Below are 17,530 nucleotides of genomic sequence, written 5' to 3'. Positions count from 1 at the left end.
TTGTCTCGATCCCCAACTCCCCTCTCCCTCCGGGAGAGGGGCTGCTAGGGCGCTATCTTCTCAGCCAATCCAACAGAGTCGTTCCCCCCAGCCACAGGCCCACCAAAATGGAAGTGGTCAGTAGCCCCCCTGCCACACAGATCAGGGATCCCAGGCTGCAGAGGAGCCCATCTTCTTCCAGGAGACCGAAGGCGGTGACGAAGATCCCCATCGCCGGCAGGGTGTTGGTGCCGGGCACGGGAATGATCATGGAAATGCCCATCAAACCAATCCAGGTGCCCAGCCAGACCTGGCCCAGGCGGCTGGTGCAGACTTGTTGCCAACGGGGGCAGGCAACTTTTTCAATGCGCTGCAACCATGGGATCCCGGCCTGCACCCACTTTTGCAATTGCTTCCGTTCAATGGATGTCTGCAGCACCCATGGCGGCAACCAGGGAGTGGTTCGCCCTGCCAGCATTTGCAGGGCCAGCAGTAGGATGACCACGCCAAAGGGAGTGGAATAGCCAGGGGCCGGCAGAGGCAAAGCCGAGGGAAAAGACAGCACCGCCAAAAACAAGCCAAAGCTGCGCTCGCCCGCCAGTTTGAGAATCTCTTCAATGCAGATCGCCACGGGTGGGGATCCCTCAGGCTGCTCTGGGTTGGCGGGAAGGCAGGCAAATCGGGCTAGCTCTTGGGATAGACGAGCCATAGGGGGGTCTGCAAACGGTTTGGGAGCCAACGATAGCCTACTGCAAATCCAAGGTTTGTTGGATATCTTGAACAAAGGGGTGGTCTTTGAGGGGTTAAGATGAGCGGCGAAGCGCTGGGCAAGAGGTTGGGCAGCGGTGGCCTTGGAGAAGGTCTGAAGAAGCGCGCCCCGCTCAGCAAAGAAATGGGTAAGTTGGGGGGATCCCTGTTGCTGGGATCCCTGTTGGTGGCAGGGCGCGGTGTAGCCCTGGCCGAAGCGCAGTTGGAGGTGGGTACCTCCACCACCTTGCCCCCCCAGTCGGCTCCGCCGGTGTTGCCACCCCCACCGGTGGGAGTGCGACAAATTAGAGAGGATACCGATCCTGAGCAAACCGCCGATATGCCCCTTTCCTTGATGGCCGAGCAGGTGCTGGAGGCGGTGTGCGAAGCGCAAATCGATGCCCAACGGGCCCTGGCCCTCATGCCCGATCTGAGCGAATCCCACATCCGCGCCGCCTGCCCCAAGCGGCTGATCCCCAAAAGCTGAAGGAAAACAAAGGCGGCCCCAGACCTTGGGTTGAAAAGTATCCGAAAAATACGCTTGCTCCAGGGGGAGGGTGCTCTAACGACCGAATGTGGGCGCGATTTGCCTAGGGGATCGCCCGTGCGGATCCGCTCCCCACACCAAGCTATCCAACTAGGCATCGCCATGGTGCATCCTATGTGGTGCAGGGCTTTACGGTTACCGACAACATTGTTACGCTAATTTGAGATTCTCTGCTTCATCGGGCAGATAAGTTCATGGGTAGCCTATGAGTTTTGTGCAGATTTGCACTTGGCATTGCTGACTTGAGGAGAAACCGTGCCCAGAAAAGCCACCAGCACAAAACCGAAAGCAACCAGGACAACCTCAAAAGAAGGAGCTGGGCCCGACCCGCAGGTGGCGATTGCCGCAGAAATCCAGCGTCTTTCGGATACTTATGGCATTTCTAAGGAACTCCTAGAGAATTTTGCCCGGTTTGTAGTCAGGCAGCTACAGCCACCGCCCCGGCTGTCTGTCAAAGAGCTGCAGAAAGCCATTTACAACCACTTTGGCGTTAAAAACGCAGCCGAGCTGAGAAAATCAGCCAGCTTCAGACTGGCAACCAGTGGTATGGGCAAACTGAACTTATCCAAAATAGACGATTTGGAGCGCATTTATCGTCAGCACATCGGGATCCTTCCCAACGAAGAGGGGGAAGAGGGGTATGGCTGCATCAATGGGATCAACATCTTCAAGTACGACTTGCCTTGGCGGGTTTTTGGGCTTGACCCTGACCGAGCTACCGATGAAGACATCAAAGCTGCTTTCTACCGCCTGAGCAAGATTTACCATCCCGATTCTCCGACGGGAGATGACAAAATTTTCCAGCGATTGACTCTTTTCTACAAAAGCCTTACGGAGAAGTTCGAGCAATGGCTATAGTCTATGTTTCCTCAAACAAGCTCGCCGATTTCTTGGGTATCAGCCTTGAGGAACTCAGGCAGATTGAAGCTCACTTTGACAGGATCCCCGATGATGAGTGGGAACTGGTGGAAGGTAAAGACTATCGTGTTATCAACAAAAGTTCTGAGCTAAGGGAATACACGCAGTCCGGCGCTTATGCCATTTTATCCTTTTTAAGATCTCGAACAGAGCAAGATCCCAAATCCTCTACAGGTACAAGCATTAGAAATTGGTTCAAGGAAGAGCATCGCAAGAAGCAGAAAGCTCTCGTGGATCACAGGATCCTTCAGAACAGCTCCTCTCTGGTCAAAAGACAAGATCAGTTTTGGTTATCTCTTCGAGATGTTGTGATGATCTTTGGAACTCGAACTGACTATCTTAAGAAGGCGCTTGAGCTTGCATCGAAGCAAAGTAAGTTAATCAAAGACATTCATTACACACGTTTTGGTAATGATGACACTGTTTACCTCTCTTTACGAGGTATCTATGAGCTTGCCAAGATTATGGGAGAGGTTCTCAAGCAAAACCACAGAAAAGACTGGTGTCAAGATGTTAGCGAACGCATTGAACCTCAGATTCAGGTAATCGTCAAGGCAATCCAGGATCGACAAAATCAGATAGAAAAGGCAAAAGATCTTGCAAGAAAAAGGGATAGAAATCTTTGTAGAGTTACTCGAAAAGCAGCCAGTAGCCTAACGGTTCATCATCTCTACTCTGAAGCGCACTATCCAAAGCTTGCAGCGAGTCTCTCCAACCTGATTACCATAGCCAACGAAGTGCACAGCCACTTTCATCAGTGGATGGGAGGTTTCAGCAAGCCATGTACAATTGATGACTTCATTAAGTATGTTCTGGAATACTACCCTGAGAACGGACATCTGATCATCTGGTTGGAGCAGCAGAAGGCCAGCCTTGGCCCGCAGTTGCCCATAGGAAAGGAGAGAGAACATGTGCTCTACCTTCCTCTCCAGCGTGTAACTTGAAATAACCCATCTCGATTGTTTTCAGGTCATTCCAAGCACCTTAGTCAGGTGTACCTGATTGATTTCTTTTCCGGGGTTGCCCTCTGGATGTCCGGTTTCCCTTCCTGTTAGCAATCTGAGCCTCTCCCTACTACAACAATAGAGACCATGGCACAACAAGGGATCCCTAAATCAAGCCCTGATCCAAGATCGCGCGGGAACGGGCAATAGCTGCTCTCAAGTTGGCCCGCTGGGTGTAGCGCATCGTCATGGCGGCAGTCGTATGGCCCAGCAAGTGCTGGATATGCTCAGGGGCAACGCCGCGATCCAGCAGCAGGGTGGCAAAGCTGTGGCGAAACTGGTGGGGGGTTTGGTGGCCCGGCTCAGGCTCGGTGAGCTTAAGCACAATATGACGTAGGCCATCGTAGGTGAGGGGACGACCCCGGTAGGCCGGGCAGCGGGATTGGGAGACAAACAAGGGATCCGTCGGCGCGCACGGGCCCCGTTCTTGGCTCAGATATTGTTGCAGCAGCTCGGAGAGGGGATCCCCGACCGCCACAGCGCGAGGTTTACTTCCCTTGCCACAGCGCACCTCCAACAGGGATCCCTCAGGGCTGATCTGAAAATCCTGTACTGTCAAGTCCAACAGCTCCTGCGCCCGTAGGCCGCACTCCAACAGCAGGCGGATCAAGGCTGCGTAGCGCAGAGAATGGCTTTGGGCCCGTTGCAGAACCCGCTGCAACAACAGCCGATCCAGGTCGCGAGGCAGACGAGCGGGCAGGCGGGCAGGTCGAATGGCCTGGGTGGGCAAGGGATCCGGAAAGTAGCCTCGCTGGCTGGCCCATTCAAAAAATTGTTGCAGCGCCAGCCGCTTCAGGTTGTAGGTAGCGGGAGAGGCAGGCGGATGGATCCACTGGCCCGAACGGTTGCGCAACGGACGCCCCCTCAAGCTGTTTAAAAAAGACTGAACGTGGGACGGCTGCACCTGTCCCAGCGGCACCGGGCAAGTTTTGGCAAACTGCTCCAGAGCAATGCGGTAGGTGCGGCGGCTGGCTGGGGCCAGATCCCGCTCCCGCTCCTGCAAAAATTGCAGCACCAACTGGCTGAGGCTGGGCACAGGGCAGCTCGGCTGACGCTGGAGATGGGCCTGTTGAACCGAGTCGGGCCGGGGATCCCTCATCTGCAAGACCAGCAACCCTCAACTCACGCTTAACTTTAACTTCCGGCAAGCCGCAGTTCAAAGCGGGATCCCAAACGACTTCTGATTGGATTGCTACTGGCTGGGTAGCAGGTGTTGGGTGATGAAATCCGTGTACACCTCGCCCCGCAAAAAAGCCTCGTGGCGCAGGATCTGCTGGTGGAAAGGGATCGTGGTGGGCACGCCGGTGATGGCGCATTCCCCCAGCGCCCGCTGCATGCGGCGGATAGCTGCCGCCCGGTTGGGCCCCCAGACGATCAGCTTGCCCAGCAGCGAATCGTAGTAGGGGGGAATGGTGTAGTCGGTGTAAATGTGGGAGTCCATGCGCACCCCCGGCCCCCCAGGGGGCAAATAGGCGCTGATGGTGCCCGCGCAAGGGCGAAACTGCTGCTTGGGATCCTCGGCGTTGATGCGGCACTCGATGGCATGGCCCCGCAGTTCCACATCCTTCTGGCGAAAGGTCAGGGGTTGACCTTGGGCGATGCGAATTTGCTCGGCAATCAAATCCAGCCCCGTCACCATCTCGGTAACCGGGTGCTCCACCTGGATGCGGGTGTTCATCTCGATGAAGTAGAACTGGCCGTTTTTATCCAGCAAAAACTCCACCGTGCCCGCCCCCACGTAGTTCACCGCCTTGGCCGCCTTCACCGCCGCTGCTCCCATGCGGGCGCGCAAGCTCGTGGTCAGAGCCGGGCTGGGGGCCTCTTCCAGCAGCTTTTGGTGCCGCCGCTGAATTGAGCAATCCCGCTCGTACAGGTGCACCACATTGCCGTGGCTGTCGGCCAAGATCTGAAACTCCACATGGCGGGGGCGCTCGATAAACTTCTCCAGGTAGATGCCCCCATCGCCAAAGGCCGCCTGGGCTTCCCCCTGGGCGGTGCGCATCATCTTCAGCAATTCTTGGGCATCTCTGGCCACCCGCATGCCCCGCCCCCCGCCGCCGGCAGTGGCTTTGATGATCACGGGGTAACCGATTTTCTCCGCCAGCTTCACTGCTTCTTCATCAGAGGTGATCAAGCCGCGGCTGCCGGGCACGGTCGGCACGCCCACCGCTTGCATAGTCTCGCGGGCCGTGGCTTTGTCGGCCATTTTGCGCATCGCCTCTGGCGAGGGGCCGATGAAGATCAAGTTGTGGTCGGCACACATCTCGGCAAACTTGGCATTCTCCGCCAAGAACCCGTAGCCCGGGTGAATGGCATTGGCACCGCGGGTAAGGGCTGCCGAGATGATGTTGGGAATGTTGAGGTAGCTTTTGGCCACCGGGGCATCCCCTACACAGACGGCCTCGTCCGCCAGTTGGACATGCAGCGAGTTCTGATCCGCAGTGGAGTAGACGGCCACGGTGCGGATCCCCATTTCCTGACAGGTGCGGATGATGCGCAGGGCAATCTCGCCTCGGTTGGCGATCAGGATCTTGGTGATGGGCGGCATGAGGGGCGTTTGAGGTTAGAAAAATCTCGGCCGCTAAAGACCAGCGGTCCGTGCAAGGTAGGGTACGCAGGTGCTGATCCTACTATGGCAAGCAGACGGAAGGATCCAGATGGGGATCCCACATCTGGTCAATTCAGCCAACGCCTACACCCTCTGGGCAATAGCCGGCAAACCTACGCGGGCCCGGAATTGCCGGGCTGCCGTCAGCGCCCCATAGGGATCCCCCTTGTAGAGGCCGTAGTGCATCAGGGACAGGCGCCGCAATCCCAGTTGCGACACCTCCTGCAGCCACTCTGGCCGGCTCATGATCGCGAAATCCCCCTGGACGGTGTCGGCCCGGCCACCGTTGGGGTGCTTGTCCTTAATCGAGGGCTCGTAGTGGGCCAGCATCAGGTTGCGGTGGATGGGGGCAAAGAGGCGGCAGCAGAGGCGGATCTGCTCGGGGTTACCCGGATCCGGGCCGTTGAGCTCCGGGTTAAACTCCCCCGGTCGCCGCTGGCGCATCGACTGGAAGGCGATCCCGTCCATTTGGCTCATCGTCTCGGCAAAAGGCTCCACCATGCTGCGCCCTGCCCCGCGGCGGCGATCGTCGAAGGTGGCAATCCAGCCGCCCCAGCAGAGGGCCACCTCGGCCTCGGGCAGCCGCTCCTTGATGGCCTGGCGGGCTCTTAAGACGTTGCGCATCAGGGCGCGGTAGTAGGGGGCAGTGTCGGCGTTGTAGGCGTCGGCGGGGATGCGCCAGTAGGAAAACTCAGTGGCCAGGCTCCAGTAGGTGGGGCGGCCCTGGGGGTTGGCTTGGGCAATATACCCGGCCAGCTCGGCTACGTCCTGGATAAACTGCGGCGAGAGGTGGTAGTCGCCGCAGGGGCGGGTGGTGTCGTCTTCCCAGGTGATGATGTGCAGGCTGTAGCCCCGCTCAAACCACTGCCGCAAAAGCCCCGCCTGGTGCCAGTTACGCCAGAAGGAGAGATCCCCCTGGCGGTGGTCAAAGCTGTTGAGCCAGCCACTCAAGAAATGGGGATCCCAGTCCCGCGCCACCGCTGCCACCTGCGGATCCGACTCGATTTCCCAGAGGAAGCGACCGGGATCCTCGCCAATGCCCACTTCCCAGCGGGCCAAGAGCTCTGACAAGTTCAGGTTTCCAGTGGTAACGTTCTCGAAGCCCTGACCACAGCCGGCAACTCCAGAGGCAGCCAGCAGCGCTCCGCCCATCTGCAGCACCTGTCGCCGCGGCCATTGCCGTTTCCAGATCATCTCGTTTCCTCCTCAAGCTCTGCCTGGCGGGCCCACAGCCGCACCTGCGGGGAGCTGTAGACCTCCCTAAAGCCCGGCAGCCCCTCAAAGGTAAGCTCAGGCCAAAATTGCAGGATGCGATCGGCGCTCCGCAAGGGATCCGCCGGCCCCGCCACCAGCAAGTAGTCCACCCGCTCCTGGGGGTGTTGCAGGGCCAAGGCAAACTCGTACTGGTGGGGGGTAAGGAACAAGCGGGGATCCCCCGCCCAAAAGATAGCCTCAAAGTGGATGTCGTCGTCCACCAACACCTTCTCGCCAGGCACCAGGTGGCGGCGGAGATATTCCCCTACTTGACGCTTTGCCTGCCGCTGCTGGCGCCACGCTTCCAAAGTCTGCCCCCCAGAGGTCACTTCGTACAGGTCTTGGGCCGCTCCCAACTCACGGCTAAGGGGCGCCACCCCTGCCACCAGCCGCTCCCAGAGATCCCGCTCCTCAACCACCAGGGGCGCCAAAAATCGTGGCTCTTGGCTTAGCCCATAGCCAGCGGTAAGGCAGTTCAGCCCCAAAAGGGCAGTGATCAACAGGCGCTTGGCCCAGCCGGGGCCGGCTCCGCGGACTAAGTAGGCCCCCATCAGCAACGGCAGCGGCACCCAGACGAGACCAAAGCGGCTCAGCTCCGGCAAAAACAGCCCCTGCCCCAGGGAAGCCAGCAGAACCACCAGCGGCATCCCCCAGATCAAGGCCCAGACCCAGCGGCCCAGCAGGGATCCCATCCCCACCAGGAGATAGGCAGGGGCCAGCACCGCCAGCCACTTGCCCAGCTCCACCAGCCCTTGCCAGCCGCCGGCCTGCTGCAGGTCTTCCCGCAACTGCGGCAGGCGCAGGCCGCTACCCACCTGGTAGGTAAAAGCCCAGGGATCCCCCACCGCTAACCAGTTGACATACAGCCAGCTCAGGATCAGGGCCAGGCTGATAAACCCCACCACCAGCAGCGAGACCCAGCGAAACCCCCAAGATTCGCGGCGAAAAGCCACCAGCAGCAGTCCTGCCAGCCAGGGCAACAGCCAGCCGCTCTCCCAGCGCAGCGCCATCAGCGGCCCCAAGGCCAGCCCAATGAGCAGCAGCCGCAGGGTAACGGGCAGCTCGTCCTTCTCCGCTGCTTGTTTCCCATCCGCCAGAGGGAACAACAAGGCCATGTTCACCCCCACTAAAAGCGAGGTGGCCGTCCAAACTGGGCTGCGCAGCAGCATCAGGAGCAAAGCCGGCTGCAGCAGCAGCAACAGGCCCCACAGCCAGCGCCACCCCAAGCCGACAGGCAAACGGCGCAACTGTTGCCCCATCCAGTCCAACACCAGGGATCCCAAAATGGCCTGCAACACCAGCGGCGAGCGCCCCAAAATGGCCGTGGCCAGCACCAGCGAAGGGGGAAAGGTGGTGCCGACAATGGGCAGGCGCGGATCCGGCCCCAGGGCGGCTACGGATCCCTTGTAGCCAAGGAACTGCATCTCCAGGCTCACCCAGCCCCAGCCTTCCTTTAGCCCCCACAAGAGGCCAGCTAGGAGCAGCAGGGGGATCCCTACCGGCGCCGCGAGCCGCAAGATGGCTTTAAGCCGGTTTACGAACATCCATGCCCCATGAACGAGTTTCACTAAACTTGACGGCCTAGGGCATTGGAACACCCTAGTTAATCCTAAAAGCAAGTTTTGCAAAAACTATTAGGAATGCAAGGGAGCGTTAGTATTCCCCTTCTCGAGACTTTTTTTCTACGAGTTTTGGCGTATTGGGTTCAGCAAGATGGTCGATGAAAAGTTGCCGCGCTGCAGGTGAGGATGTGAGAGCCCCTGAAGTGGAACAAGGTGTGACCTCAATGCTACAGTCTGTGCGGGACATGGACAACGCGGCAATTCCGGCACTGGAGCTTTTGCCCTCCCAGGCTCAGACCCGCCCCTGGGGAGCCTTCTGGATCTTGGATGAAGGCCCGATGTATAAAATCAAGCGCATCGAGGTCAAGCCCGGCCATCGCCTTAGCCTGCAGATGCACTACCACCGCAGCGAGCACTGGATCGTGGTTCGGGGCACGGCGCGCGTTACCCGGGGCGAGGAGGTGGTGCTGCTTAACTCCAACGAGTCCACCTACATTCCCCCCTGCACCAAGCACCGTCTGGAAAACCCCGGCACCATCCCCTTGGTGATTATCGAGGTGCAGAACGGGGAATACTTGGGGGAGGACGACATCGTGCGCTTTGAGGACGACTACGCCCGCGCCTAGGAGAGTTCCTGAGGAAGGGGGTTTTCTTGTGGCCAGTTCATCACTCTTGCGCCATATACTCCTAGAAGTTTGGCGACTGCCCCCGCCGCAGGTGTAGGCTTTTTCTGTCGTCAGAGCAGGTGCTAGGGATCCAGCAGATGGCTAGGGTAAGGCAGAGAAGAGGAGGGTGGGGGCTGTTGGTGGCCGGCTTGCTCTGCTGCGTGCCAACAGAGGCAGTGCGGGCGGAGCCCCTTGCTTTCCAGAGGCTGGGCTATGAGCGTTCGGTGCTGCTGCAGGGATCCAACCCGCGCCTGGATGTCACCGTCCCTGCGCCCATCAACGGCATCGACCCAGAAGCCAGCTTTGTGCAGTTGCGCCTAGAACCTTCGCCGGTGCTCAAGCCCACTTCTACCGTGCGGGTGCTGATTAACGACGAGCTGGCGGGGATCTTTCTGGTGCAAGATCTGCGCCAGGAGCCGGTGGTGCGGGTGCCCATCCCTAACCTGCCGCCGGGTGAGCGCTTTATCACGGTGTCGGTGCAGCCGTTTTTGAGCATTAGTGACGACATCTGTGCCGACCTCAACACCGGCAACCTGCTGCTGAGGGTAGGGCGGGACAGTTTTTTTGAGCTGGTGCCCCGCGTGCCCGATGCTACGGTGGCCGGCTTTCTGCACCTGATGTACCCCCAGCTCACGCTGGTGGTGCCCGCCAACCCCTCTCCTGAGGTGGCGGAAGCAGCGCTGGGCCTGTACAGCTTACTGGCCCACCTCTTCCCTCAGACCCCCATCCTCTGGAGCAACCGTCCAGGGGAAGGGCCTCAAGTGATTCTGGAGCCGGCCAACTTTACCCCCCACCTGCAGCATCAAGTAACTTCAGAGGGATCGCGGCTGCGGGTGGCCGCCCGCCGCGAGGCCATTCTTGCCCTCTATGAAGAGTGGAAGCGGGCGGGGCTGGTGAGCCGCGGCATCCGGGTGGCGGCGGTGGCGGACTGGGAGCGGGCTCTCAAGGCCAACCGCCTCAGCTTGCGGGAGTTGGGGATCGTGGATCCCCTGCTGCGGGGCTTTGGCAGCCAGTCTTTGGTTTTCAACCTCAACCTGGCGCAGTTGGGGGGGCGCCCGCGGGATCTGGCGGCCCAACTGGATGTGATCATGAACCCGGTGGATGGTCGGGCCGGGGATCGCCTGACGGGCTATGTGTTCTTGAACGGCGTTCTGCTGCGCACCTACAACCTCACTGGTCGCAGCCAGCTCAACGAGACCGTGACCCTGCCCACCCGCCTGCTGCGCCGCTTCAACCAACTGGAGCTGCGCTTTGACTACGGGGCCAGCCCCGGCAATTGCCAGGGATCCCTGACGCCGCTGACGGTTCAGGTGCGCTCGGATAGCTCCGGCTTTCTCTGGAGCGGCTACCAAGCCCCCAGTGGCGAGCTGCAGGAGATCCCGGCGGTGCTGCAGGGATCCGGACGGGTTTGGCTGGGGGATCCCCAACGGCTGCCGGCTGCCGCCTACCTGGTGGGGGCCTTGAGCCGGCTGGCCGCCCAACCGCTCCTGCCCACCCTTCAGTTTCTGCCCCAGGAAAAGACCCAGTTGGAAACAGGCGACTTCGCCTGGCAGATCCTTGTCGCTGCCCCGGAGCAGGTGGAGCTCCCTTACAGCCCCATCCGGCTGGGATCCCAGTTCGAGATCCTCAACCCCTTGAACCAGCAGGTGGCCCTGGCCGCCCAACCCCAGGAAAACCTCGGCCTCTTGCAGTACTTTTTGCTCCAAGGCAGGCCTACCCTCTGGCTATCCTGGTGGGGATCTGATCCGGCCCTGGCAGAGCGCCTCAGCCGCGGCCTTGCCGATCCACGCACCCGCCTGGCCAACCAACTGCAGGGAAATGTGCTCACCGCCTACGCCGCCGCCCCCGCCCTCACCCAGGTGCAGAGCTGGGATCTCACCCCCCAAGGCTACCGGGTGCGCTACCCAGGCCGCTTCAGTTGGCAGCTTTTGGTGTGGCAGTACCGCTATTGGCTGGTGCTGCTGCTGGCTATTCTGCTGGCAGCGGGAGCCTGGAATGTCTATCGCCGCTTGGCCCGCCGCCCCGAGTCGCCCATCCCTTCCTAGGGGGGGCTAGGCATGGGCTTGCGGTTGAGCCAGACTTGAGCCAAACCGCAGGTTTTAGGCCATGCTCCAGTCCCTTAAGTCCTCGCTTTTGCGCGCGGGCTATCTCACCCGCCAGCAACTGGCGGCAGCGGAGGAGTACCGCGAAGAGGTGGGCTGCTCCTTGCCCAGGGCTTTTTGGAGCTTGCGGGTCATGCATCCTGGCAAGTTTGCCGACCTGTGTCGCCAGATTTTGGATCGGCCCAAGCTGCGGGACTGGCTGCTCAAGCAGCCTCTAGATCTAGAGCTGCCTTGGCTAGTGGAACCCAGCGATCTCCTGCCGGTGCGCTTTTTGCCCTGTGGCTGGCTCAACCCGCAAACCGTTGTGGTGGCCACGGAAGAGCCCGGCTATCCCGGCGTCTGGCAGGCTGTGAAACGCCTTTGCCCAGAGGCCGAAAAGCTGTGGGAGATCCCGGCCACCGAAAAACAGATCTTGACAGTTATCCTCGAGCGCAAGCTGGCTGCTGAGCTGCTGGGTAGCCGCCTTACCCTGGAGCAGTGGCAGCAGGCTCTGGAGATCCGCCGCCGCACCGGATCCAGCCTGGGGCAGGTGCTGACCCGGCTGAGCTACCTCTCCACCCCCGAGTATCTCAGCATTCTGGCCCACTTGCTGGGCTACCCTTCCGTTTCGGAGCTGATGGGAACAGGGCTGCTCTACCGGGACGAGAGCCTGAGCCGCCAGTTCGATCCGGAGCTGATGATGCACCACCTCTTCTACCCCCTGAGCTGGACGGACGAGCACACCCTCACCGTGATGGTCAACGACCCCCTGGACTGGGCGGTGGACGAGCTGCTCTACAGTTGGCGGCCAGGGTTGCGGATAGAAAAGGTGCTGGGCACCGAGCAGGATATCACCCAGCTCCTCAGCCAAGATCAGGGATCCCGCTTTAGCCAAGAGGCGGTGTACAAACTGCTGGCCCGTCTGCCGGAGGAATCGGCCTCGCGGGTGTTTACCCCCTCGCAAATTGCCGTCGGCTATGGCCTGCTGCTGCTGCTGCTGTGGAGTTTGGCCAGCGCTCCCTGGACAACTCTGACGATCTTGGTGCTTTTGATTAACCTCTTCTACATAGCCTCGATTTTCTTCAAACTGCTGCTCAGCTTGGTGGGATCCGCCGATCGCTTCCACCAGATTACCGACGAAGAAGTGGCCGCCCTCGATGACCGCAGCTTGCCCATCTACACCATCCTGGTGCCGGTCTACAAAGAGCCGGAGGTGATGCCGATTCTCATCAACTCCCTCTCCAAGCTGGACTACCCCCACGAGCGCCTAGACGTGCTGATCCTGTTGGAAGAAAACGACCAGGCCACCATCGAGGCCGCCCGCGCCGCCAAGCCGCCCCGCTACGTGCGCCTATTGATCGTGCCGGATAGCAAGCCCAAGACCAAGCCCAAAGCCTGCAACTACGGCCTGGCCTTTGCCCGCGGCGAATACCTCACCATCTACGATGCCGAAGACATCCCCGATCCGGATCAACTGAAAAAAGCCATCATTGCCTTTAAAAAAGGGGATCCCAGCTTGGTCTGCGTCCAGGCGGCCCTCAACTATTTCAACCGCAACGAGAACTTTCTTACCCGCATGTTTACTCTGGAGTATTCCTATTGGTTTGATTACCTGCTGCCGGGCCTGGAAACCTTGAAAATGCCCATTCCTCTGGGGGGCACCAGCAACCACTTCCGCACCGACCGCCTGCGGGAATTGCAGGGATGGGATCCCTTTAACGTCACCGAAGATGCCGATCTAGGCATTCGCGCCAGCCAGCACGGCTACACGGTGGGGGTGATCAACTCCACCACCTACGAAGAGGCCAACTGCGCCCTTAAAAACTGGATCCGGCAGCGCTCCCGCTGGATCAAAGGCTATATGCAGACCTGGCTGGTGCACAACCGCAACCCGCTGCGCTCTTTGCGCAAGCTGGGCCTCAAGAACTGGCTGGCCTACCAATTTTTTATCGGCGGCAGCTTCTTCACCTTCCTCACCAGCCCCATCATGTGGCTGCTGTTTTTCTACTGGCTGCTCACCCGCGCCCATTGGCTGCAAAACATCTTTCCCAGTTGGCTAATTTACTTGGGCTTGTTTAACCTCTTGGTGGGCAATGCCATTGGGATCTACTTGAACTTGGTGGCCGTTTTTCGGCGGGGCTACTACGACTTGGCCTTCTATGCTCTCCTCAACCCCATTTACTGGCAACTGCACTCCATGGCAGCCTACATGGCCCTGTGGCAGCTTTTTACCAAGCCCTTCTACTGGGAAAAAACCATCCATGGCTTGAGCAAATTCACCCACGCCAAAGTGCAGGAAGCCAGCCACAAACCCGCCTAGCCAGCCCCCTTCATCCCTACAGCAGGCAGTACTACTTCCCCTCTCCCAGAGGGAGAGGGGCTAGGGGCGAGGGAAGCGCTAGAAGCCGTAGTCAGAATCGACGACGACAGCACAGCCGCGTGGGTGGCGGCAGCCGGCCATGATTACTTGGATTGCGAAATTGCCCTCATAGGGAGCCTGGACGATGGGGAAATCGTCCAAGAGCGTATCTTCCGCTACCACCCGACCGTTGCGATCGTAAAGCACCAGATCCACGTCGTGGCAGTCGAGGTCGCACTCGGCCCAGATGTTCTCGCCTGGGTAGAAATAACCGTTAACCCAGGTCGATTGCCCGTTCAGTAACCACAAGCTACTTTGGGCCCACGCTTCACCACCACCCAGGATTGCAGCCGCCCCGATCATGCCCGCTGCCAGCCAACCCCGCAGAGCAACCATCGGATTTTCCTCCTTCCATGAAGTTTTCTTTGCCGCAACAGGGATCCCTGCCCTACCTACACGCTAGCATTAACGTTTTCGCTCCCTGGCTGATTGCGATCACAGCCGGCATCTTCCTTACAAGTTGCAAAAAAGGGTTACAAAAGGGGATCCCAACTTGCGCAGGGATCCCTGAATTTCGATCAGAATGAGAGTGAGAAAACCTGCCCAAAGCCCTTGATTGTTCTCACTGGGGCAGCACCAGTTCTCCGCGGCGCCCCAGGGGATCGGTGAGGACACTGCCGGTGGGGCCCTTGACCTGAAGGGTGCAGCGGCTGCCGGAGACTTCAATGAGGGTGTAGTTGGGCACCGCCAGCTCCAAAAAGCGCAGGTTGCCTGTCGTTACGCCAGGGATCCCGCTCACTTCTGGATTGGCAGGGTTCACAGGGGCGAGAAAGCCATTCACAATCCGGTAGTAGAGGCGGCTGGCGTTGGGGATCCCCAGTTGGCTGCCCAACTCGTCAATGCTCAAGGCGGTCACGCTGCGTCCGGTGGGGCCAGTCCACACCTCCCAGATGGGGTTGCTGCTGCCGGGGTTGACCTGGCCGATAAAGCCGGCGTGGTTGTTGCCGGTTAGGAACACCACGTTGCGGATGTTGTTGCGCTCAATAAAGTCGATCACCTCCTGCCGCTCCAGCCAGTAGCCCTCCCAGACGTCGTTGGAGCGGAAATAGGTCACCGTGATGGGAAACTCGCTGACGATGAACTTGTAGGTGGCGGTGGAGCTGCGCAGGCTGTTGAACAACCACTGCTTTTGGGGTTCTCCCAAAAGAATGCGCGGCGTGCGGCGCAGCAGGTTAAACAGCGCCTCTTCCGATCCCGGCGGGCCGAAGAACAGGGTCTCCTGCTGGGGCGTGAGGCGGATGCCGGCCAGTTCCAAAAAGCGCTGGCGGGTCAAGCCAGGGGGCAAAATGGGCAGGATCGGGGTCACAGCAGCCAAGTCGCGGTACTGGCGCAGGTCGAGGATAAAGACTTCGGCGTTGGCGCCGTAGCGGAAGCTGCGAAACACCCGATCCCGGCTATCTACCCCCGGTACATCCGTCAAGGTGGGGGTGATGGGGTTGTACTCAAAAAAGGCCTGGTAGCCCAGCACCCTAAAATCTTCCACGTCGCGGGTTTGCCCGGTGGTGTCGTTGAGCTGGACGGCGCGGCCGCCGCGGGCCTTCTGGCCGCTGTAGTTGTCGATCACCTCGTGGTCATCCCAGTTAACGACAAAGGAAGTGCGACTGAACAACTGCGGGAACTCCGGCCCGGCATACTTGGGATCCCGCTGATCCCGATAGAGGCTGCGGTAAAACTCCAGGTTGCCGATGGGATCCAGCCCCAGCCAGAAGCGATCCGCGTAGACGGTGTCGCCGTTGAAGGAGATGAAATCGATATCGCCGCGGTTAACCTCAGCCAACAGGGCCGCCCCAATGGGGAAAGGAGGCTCATTGGCGCAGCTAATGTGCAAGAAGCGGATGGGCCGCCCATCGCCCGGAGCCGGCAGGGTGCGGAACTGGCCCACAGGGCTGGTAAACCCCTCACTGACAAAGCGGTAGAAATAGCGCTGCGCCGGCCTCAGGCCGGTAACAACGGCGCGGGCAATGTAGTCGCCCGGCTCGGTGCGGTAGTTGCGACCGGCCACGCGGCGGGCAGTCAGCGCAACCTGCTGCAGAATGGGGTTGAACTCGGCATTTTCCGCCATCTGCAGCGTCACAGGCACCGTATCCACGCTGCTGGCCGGCACCACCCGCGTGGAAAGCACCGCCCCCTCAGAGGTGGGATCCCCGGCAAACACCCCCTGGGGAAATCCCGGCTCTCCCAGCGGCGGGATAGAAGAACTGGAGGTGCCCCCACAGGCGGCCAGGGCGGCTGCCCCACCGCCAAACATCAGCAACTGCAGGAAAAAGCGACGGGAACGCAGGGAACTCATACAGCTAACCTCAGCGACGCCGGCAAATGTAAAGGGATCCGCAACAATGGCCAATTGCCCCTAGTCAAGCACTTCTGCGCCCAAACTGAGGTTGTGGGCCGGTGAAAACTGGGTTAGCTTCTGTTTAAGAACGCCAGACCTGAGGCTTGGGTTCTCCGCGGCCTTTTCATAGCCCTTCCTGCGAAGGCTAAAATTCCATTAAGGTTTTTTGCTTTTTGGCTTTGTTTTCGGTTTTGCGTTCTGGAACCTCTTGTTGACCCAAGGAGGGATCGTCGTGGCTACGGAGACTCTGGTTAAGCCTTCTGTAACCCCGAAGCATATGCCCATGTACCGGGTGTTGCTGCACAACGACGATGTCAACACCATGGAGTACGTGGTGCAGGTGCTGGTGAAGGTCATTCCATCGATGATGCCGCCGCAAGCCACCGAGATCATGTTGGAAGCCCACAACAACGGCGTTGCTGTGGTCATCGTGGTGCCGCGGGAGCACGCGGAGTTTTACTGCGAGCAGCTGCGCCAGCACGGCCTCACCAGCTCGATCGAGCCGGAACGCTAGTTAGGAGCGGTTTGGGTGGGCCTGCCGACTGCTGAGCTGATTGGCAAACTCAAGGCCTTTCCCTTGCCGCTGCGGCTGTTGCTGTTTTTGGGGATCCCCCTTTTGGCCTGGCTACCGTGGGTCGGCCTGGGGGGATTTTTCTTTGGCCGAGAGTACCTCTGGCTGCCGCTGTATGCTCTACTGCTCCTTTGGCTGGGGCTGTGGGGATCTGGGTTTGCCGCCTATGGCCTGGACAAGAGTTGGGCCTGCCGAGCTGGGATCCTCTGGGGCCTGGGGATGGGTGTGGGCGGGCTTTTTCTGCTCTTTGGCCTGGAGGGGGCCCTGGGCTGGCTGAGCTGGCGGCCGGTGGAAGGGGGATCCCTGCTGGGCTATGGCTTGCTGGGGCTAGGGGTGGGCCTGGCGGTGGCTCTAGCAGAAGAGCTGTTGTTCCGCGGCTGGCTGCTGCAGGAGATGGCCTTGGACTACGGCTGGACAAGCGCTCTGTGGGGATCCAGCCTTCTCTTTGCTTTGGCCCACTTTTTGAAGCCGCCAGCAGAGATCCTCGCCACCTGGCCCCAGTTTCCGGGACTGTGGCTGATGGGCCTGCTGCTGGCCCAGGCCAAGGTGTGGAACCAAAACAAGCTAGGACTCAGCCTGGGGCTGCACGCCGGCTGGGTGTGGGGCATCACCTGGGTCAACAACTTGGCTTGGATCGAGTACACCGGCAGGGCGCCAGAGTGGCTCACCGGCATCGGCGGCAACCCCCTAGCCGGGCTGATGGGCCTGCTCTTCCTGGGCGGCACCTTCCTTGTTCTCAAGAGGTTGGCCACCGACAGAAGCTGAACAACGCCGAAGCATCTCCCCTCTCCCTCAGGGAGAGGGGCCGGGGGTGAGGGTCATCCCTCAGGGAGAGGGGCCGGG

Annotated in this window: 15 protein-coding genes; 8 read left to right on the top strand and 7 right to left on the bottom strand. The window is 60.0% G+C overall.

What is annotated here, in order from left to right:
• Positions 1-52: 52 nt before the first annotated feature.
• On the bottom strand, positions 53-688 hold the full coding sequence (locus NW844_RS04675; RefSeq protein WP_414333915.1) for an exopolysaccharide biosynthesis protein: 636 nt from the start codon (positions 686-688) through the stop codon (positions 53-55).
• Positions 689-787: 99 nt separating this feature from the next.
• Here NW844_RS04675 and NW844_RS04670 point away from each other — a divergent pair, with 99 nt between their 5' ends.
• The 3 genes from NW844_RS04670 (at position 788) to NW844_RS04660 (ending at position 3,135) form a co-directional block, all read left to right on the top strand.
• Entirely contained in the window at positions 788-1,213 is a 426-nt protein-coding gene (locus tag NW844_RS04670; RefSeq protein WP_414333914.1) for a hypothetical protein, read from the top strand.
• Between the two features lie 315 nt (positions 1,214-1,528).
• Entirely contained in the window at positions 1,529-2,131 is a 603-nt protein-coding gene (locus NW844_RS04665) for a DnaJ domain-containing protein (RefSeq protein ID WP_414333913.1), read from the top strand.
• Positions 2,122-3,135: a hypothetical protein gene (locus NW844_RS04660; protein WP_414333911.1), complete on the top strand. Its 1,014-nt coding sequence runs from the start codon at positions 2,122-2,124 to the stop codon at positions 3,133-3,135. The genes NW844_RS04665 and NW844_RS04660 overlap by 10 nt, the downstream gene beginning before the upstream one ends.
• A gap of 166 nt (positions 3,136-3,301) precedes the next feature.
• Here NW844_RS04660 and NW844_RS04655 read toward each other — a convergent pair whose 3' ends face one another.
• From NW844_RS04655 to NW844_RS04640, 4 genes are all read right to left on the bottom strand, one after another.
• Positions 3,302-4,294, bottom strand: a complete 993-nt coding sequence (locus NW844_RS04655) for a tyrosine-type recombinase/integrase (protein ID WP_414333909.1) — start codon at positions 4,292-4,294, stop codon at positions 3,302-3,304.
• A 93-nt stretch (positions 4,295-4,387) separates the two neighbouring features.
• A complete protein-coding gene (gene accC / locus NW844_RS04650; RefSeq protein ID WP_414333908.1) occupies positions 4,388-5,743 on the bottom strand; it encodes an acetyl-CoA carboxylase biotin carboxylase subunit in 1,356 nt (451 codons plus the stop codon).
• Positions 5,744-5,887: 144 nt separating this feature from the next.
• On the bottom strand, positions 5,888-6,997 hold the full coding sequence (locus NW844_RS04645; RefSeq protein WP_414333906.1) for a hypothetical protein: 1,110 nt from the start codon (positions 6,995-6,997) through the stop codon (positions 5,888-5,890).
• Positions 6,994-8,601: a hypothetical protein gene (locus NW844_RS04640; RefSeq protein ID WP_414333904.1), complete on the bottom strand. Its 1,608-nt coding sequence runs from the start codon at positions 8,599-8,601 to the stop codon at positions 6,994-6,996. Before NW844_RS04640 ends, NW844_RS04645 begins: the two co-directional genes overlap by 4 nt.
• A gap of 263 nt (positions 8,602-8,864) precedes the next feature.
• Between NW844_RS04640 and NW844_RS04635 the strand changes: the two genes are divergently transcribed.
• The 3 genes from NW844_RS04635 (at position 8,865) to NW844_RS04625 (ending at position 13,685) form a co-directional block, all read left to right on the top strand.
• A complete protein-coding gene (locus NW844_RS04635; protein ID WP_414333931.1) occupies positions 8,865-9,245 on the top strand; it encodes a cupin domain-containing protein in 381 nt (126 codons plus the stop codon).
• A gap of 137 nt (positions 9,246-9,382) precedes the next feature.
• On the top strand, positions 9,383-11,329 hold the full coding sequence (locus NW844_RS04630) for a cellulose biosynthesis cyclic di-GMP-binding regulatory protein BcsB (RefSeq protein WP_414333903.1): 1,947 nt from the start codon (positions 9,383-9,385) through the stop codon (positions 11,327-11,329).
• A 61-nt stretch (positions 11,330-11,390) separates the two neighbouring features.
• Positions 11,391-13,685: a glycosyltransferase family 2 protein gene (locus NW844_RS04625; RefSeq protein WP_414333902.1), complete on the top strand. Its 2,295-nt coding sequence runs from the start codon at positions 11,391-11,393 to the stop codon at positions 13,683-13,685.
• A 78-nt stretch (positions 13,686-13,763) separates the two neighbouring features.
• On the opposite strand, the gene NW844_RS04620 is transcribed toward NW844_RS04625, so the two are convergent.
• Together NW844_RS04620 and NW844_RS04615 are read right to left on the bottom strand one after the other, a co-directional pair.
• A complete protein-coding gene (locus NW844_RS04620) occupies positions 13,764-14,120 on the bottom strand; it encodes a hypothetical protein (protein WP_414333900.1) in 357 nt (118 codons plus the stop codon).
• A gap of 226 nt (positions 14,121-14,346) precedes the next feature.
• On the bottom strand, positions 14,347-16,074 hold the full coding sequence (locus NW844_RS04615; protein WP_414333898.1) for an alkaline phosphatase D family protein: 1,728 nt from the start codon (positions 16,072-16,074) through the stop codon (positions 14,347-14,349).
• A 274-nt stretch (positions 16,075-16,348) separates the two neighbouring features.
• Between NW844_RS04615 and clpS the strand changes: the two genes are divergently transcribed.
• Both clpS and NW844_RS04605 read left to right on the top strand, forming a co-directional pair.
• On the top strand, positions 16,349-16,630 hold the full coding sequence (gene clpS, locus NW844_RS04610) for an ATP-dependent Clp protease adapter ClpS (RefSeq protein ID WP_414333897.1): 282 nt from the start codon (positions 16,349-16,351) through the stop codon (positions 16,628-16,630).
• Between the two features lie 15 nt (positions 16,631-16,645).
• Positions 16,646-17,452: a lysostaphin resistance A-like protein gene (locus NW844_RS04605; protein WP_414333895.1), complete on the top strand. Its 807-nt coding sequence runs from the start codon at positions 16,646-16,648 to the stop codon at positions 17,450-17,452.
• Positions 17,453-17,530: the final 78 nt, after the last annotated feature.

Origin of the sequence: Synechococcus sp. H55.2, from assembly GCF_047462495.1 — a bacterium.
Taxonomy (GTDB): domain Bacteria; phylum Cyanobacteriota; class Cyanobacteriia; order Thermostichales; family Thermostichaceae; genus Thermostichus.
This window is presented reverse-complemented; position numbering and strand designations above follow the sequence as displayed.